General features: G+C 70.5%; 3 protein-coding genes and 1 pseudogene. All 4 read left to right on the plus strand.

Features of this window, described 5'->3' with window-relative positions; translation table 11 throughout:
• Positions 1 to 237 (plus strand): annotated as a pseudogene (locus tag CVO76_RS02680) (ADP-forming succinate--CoA ligase subunit beta); the annotation flags it as partial.
• Between the two features lie 12 nt (positions 238 to 249).
• A complete protein-coding gene (gene sucD / locus CVO76_RS02685) occupies positions 250 to 1152 on the plus strand; it encodes a succinate--CoA ligase subunit alpha (RefSeq protein ID WP_208740578.1) in 903 nt (300 codons plus the stop codon).
• Positions 1153 to 1346: 194 nt separating this feature from the next.
• On the plus strand, positions 1347 to 2777 hold the full coding sequence (locus CVO76_RS02690) for a sugar porter family MFS transporter (protein ID WP_208740579.1): 1431 nt from the start codon (positions 1347 to 1349) through the stop codon (positions 2775 to 2777).
• A gap of 74 nt (positions 2778 to 2851) precedes the next feature.
• Positions 2852 to 3907, plus strand: coding sequence for a zinc-dependent alcohol dehydrogenase family protein (locus CVO76_RS02695; protein ID WP_208740580.1), 1056 nt, complete (start codon positions 2852 to 2854; stop codon positions 3905 to 3907).
• Positions 3908 to 4034 lie beyond the last annotated feature (127 nt).

Here is a 4034-nt window from a genome sequence, read left to right on the forward strand (position 1 = left end):
GTCTTCGTGAACGTCTTCGGTGGCATCACCGCGTGCGACGCCGTGGCCAACGGCATCGTGAGCGCCCTCGAGATCCTCGGCGACGAGGCCAACAAGCCCCTCGTGGTGCGCCTGGACGGCAACAACGTCGAAGAGGGCCGCCGTATCCTCGCCGAGGCCAACCACCCGCTGGTGACCATCGCCGACACCATGGACGAAGGCGCCGACAAGGCCGCCGCGCTGGCCTACGGAAAGTAAAGGGTTCCCCACATGTCTATCTACCTCAACAAGGACTCGAAGGTCATCGTCCAGGGCATCACGGGCGGCGAGGGCACCAAGCACACCGCCCTCATGCTGAAGGCCGGGACCCAGGTCGTCGGCGGCGTCAACGCCCGCAAGGCCGGCACCACCGTGACCCACGGCGACGTCACGCTCCCCGTGTACGGCAGCGTCCAGGAAGCCATGACGGAGACCGGCGCCGACGTGTCGATCGTCTTCGTCCCGCCGGCCTTCACCAAGGACGCCGTCGTGGAGGCGATCGAGGCCGGGATCGGCCTCGTCGTCGTCATCACCGAGGGTGTCCCCGTCCAGGACTCGGCCGAATTCTGGGCCCTCGCCCAGTCGAAGGTCGACGCCGACGGCAAGCAGGTCACCCGGATCATCGGCCCGAACTGCCCCGGCATCATCACGCCCGGCGAGTCGCTCGTGGGCATCACCCCCGCGAACATCACCGGCAAGGGCGGCGTGGGCCTCGTCTCGAAGTCCGGCACGCTGACCTACCAGATGATGTTCGAACTGCGCGACCTAGGCTTCTCCACGGCCATCGGCATCGGCGGCGACCCCGTCATCGGCACCACGCACATCGACGCCCTCGCGGCCTTCGAGGCGGACCCCGAGACCAAGGCCATCGTGATGATCGGCGAGATCGGCGGCGACGCGGAAGAGCGCGCTGCGGAGTTCATCAAGGCGAACGTCACCAAGCCGGTCGTCGGCTACGTGGCAGGCTTCACGGCGCCCGAGGGCAAGACCATGGGACATGCCGGCGCCATTGTCTCCGGCTCGGCGGGAACCGCGCAGGCCAAGAAGGAGGCCCTCGAGGCCGCCGGGGTCAAGGTCGGCAAGACGCCCTCCGAGACCGCCAAGCTCCTCCGCGAGGTCTACGCGACCCTCTAGGCCGCGACGCACTCCACCGGACAGCCTCCTCCGCACGCTGCGGGGGAGGCTGTTCGCGTCGGTGGGCCCGGTGCACCGACGGCCCGTGTCCACCGGGGTCGGGGTGGGATCGCGCGCGGGACGCGGGCCCGGGACCGTAGCGTGGCAGGGACGGCCCGGACGGGAAGGAACGGACGAGCAGGAACGGACGGGGCATGAGCAGCGGAACGGGGAACAGCACGACCGGCCCGAGGGGCGACGACGGCGACCGGCGGCAGCGCAGGTACCTGCGCCGGGCGACGTGGGTGGCGACCCTCGGCGGCCTGCTGTTCGGCTTCGACACCGGCGTCATCAACGGCGCCCTGCCGTTCATGGTGGAGGACCTGCGTCTCACCGCCGTCACCGAGGGACTCGTCGCGAGCTCGCTGGTCTTCGGGGCGGCCTTCGGCGCCCTCACCGGGGGCAGGCTCGCCGACGCCCACGGCCGGAAGAGGATGATCCTCGTGCTCGCGGTGGTCTTCCTGGCCGGGACCCTGGGGACGTCCCTGGCCCCCGATGTGACCGTGATGGTCGTCTCGCGACTCGTCCTGGGACTGGCCGTGGGCGGCGCGTCCGTGATGGTGCCGATCTTCCTCGCCGAGCTGTCGCCGGCCGCCCGGCGCGGCCAGGTGGTGACACGCAATGAACTGATGATCGTGACAGGGCAGCTGATCGCCTTCAGCACCAGCGCCTTCCTGGGCACCGTGTTCGGGGACAGCTCCGGGATCTGGCGGTGGATGCTCGTCCTGGCGACCCTCCCGGCCATCGGCCTGTGGATCGGGATGCACTTCGTGCCGGAGAGCCCCCGCTGGCTCGCGGCCCACGGCGCCTTCGGCGTCGCGCTGCGCGTGCTGCAGCGGCTGCGGCCGGAGGAGGTCGCGCGCCAGGAGTACGAGGAGGTCAGGTCGACGGCCATCGAGGACCGCGGGCGCGAGACCGCGGGCCTCCGTGACCTGCGGACGCCCTGGCTCCGCAGGGTCTTCTTCGTGGGCCTCGGGCTGGCCGTCATCCAGCAGATCACCGGCGTCAACTCGATCATGTACTACGGGACGCAGATCCTCGTCGTCGCGGGGTTCGGCACGCAGGCCGCCCTGACCGCGAACATCGCGAACGGCATCATCTCGGTCGCGGCCACGTTCGTGGGGATCTGGCTGCTGGGCAGGGTGGGCCGCCGGCCCATGCTGCTGGTGGGCCAGATCGGGACGACGTCGGCCCTGCTCGCCATCGGGCTCGTCTCGCTGCTCGTGCCGGAGGGCACCGCGCGCGGGTTCCTCGTCCTCGCCCTGACCGTCACGTTCCTGGCCTTCCAGCAGGGTGCCATCTCGCCGGTGACCTGGCTGATGCTCTCCGAGATCTTCCCCATGCGCCTGCGCGGACTCGGGATGGGGGCGGCCGTCTTCGTCCTCTGGATGGTCAACTTCGCCGTGAGCCTCAGCTTCCCGATCCTGATGGCCGCGATCTCGATCTCCACCACGTTCTTCGTGTTCGTGGTCCTCGGCGTCGCAGCGATCCTCTTCGCGCGCCGCTACGTCCCGGAGACGAGGGGGAGGAGTCTCGAGGAACTCGAGCACGAGTTCAAGTCGGCCGCCGGCGGTCCTGTCCGGTAGGGCGACGGGCGCCTGCGCTTGTAGGGTGGCGAAGGGGACCATCGATCGCGTCCCGCGAGATTCTAGGAGATTCCATGCGCGCCACCATCATCCACGGACCAGGCGATATCCGCGTCGAGGACCGGGACTATCCGAGCATCGTCCGTCCCACGGACGCCGTCGTGCGGGTCACCGCTTCGTGCGTCTGCGGGTCGGACCTGTGGCCGTACCGCGGTGTCCGCCCGACCAAGGAGCCCAAGGCGATCGGCCACGAGTTCGTGGGCGTCGTCGAGTCCGTCGGCGACGACGTCCGGGACCTCGCGGTCGGCGATTTCGTGATCGCCCCCTTCGTGGACAGCTGCGGGACCTGCCCGCCGTGCCGGGACGGTGTCACGGTCGCCTGCGAGCATCTTGCGGGCTGGGGCAGCACGGACGAGCACGGGGACTTCGTGCAGGGCGGGCAGGGCGAGGCCGTGCGCGTCCCCCAGGCCGACGGGACGCTCCGCAAGGTCGAGGGCGTGTCGGAGCCCGATGCCGCCCTGACGGCGAGCCTCCTGACGCTCTCCGACGTCATGTCGACAGGCCACCACGCGGCCGTGTCCGCGAACGTCGGCCCGGGCAGCACCGTCGTCGTCGTGGGCGACGGCGCCGTGGGCCTCTGCGGTGTCCTCGCCGCCCGTCGCCTGGGTGCGGAGCGCATCATCGCGATGTCCCGCCACGAGGACCGCCAGGCGCTCGCACGCGAATTCGGCGCGACCGACATCGTCGCGGAGCGCGGCGACGCGGGCGTCGAGAAGGTGCGGGAGCTGCTCGGGGGAGTCCTCGCGGACTCGGTCCTCGAGTGCGTCGGCACCAAGGAGTCCATGGACCAGGCGCTGCGCAGCACCCGGCCGGGCGGACACCTCGGATTCGTCGGGGTCCCCGCGGGCGGACCCGAGCTGCCGATCAGCTACCTGTTCGCGAAGAACATCACGGTGGGCGGAGGCATGGCCCCCGCGCACACCTACATCCCCGAACTCCTGAAGGACGTCCTCGACGGGACGATCGACCCGGGCCGGGTGTTCGACGTCGAGATGCCGCTGGAGGACGTCGCCGAGGCGTACAAGGCGATGGACGAGCGCCGCGCCATCAAGGTGCTGCTCAAGCCCTGACCGCTCCACCACGACGCAGGGCCCCTCCCACCGGAGGGGCCCTGCGTCGTCGTGCCACCGATGCGGGCGCTGGCGGGCAGAATGGAGGGCATGACGACCCCCGGCACGGACTCCGCCTACCTCATCA

Origin of the sequence: Arthrobacter agilis (genome assembly GCF_002953615.1) — a bacterium.
GTDB classification, from domain to species: domain Bacteria; phylum Actinomycetota; class Actinomycetes; order Actinomycetales; family Micrococcaceae; genus Arthrobacter_D; species Arthrobacter_D agilis_B.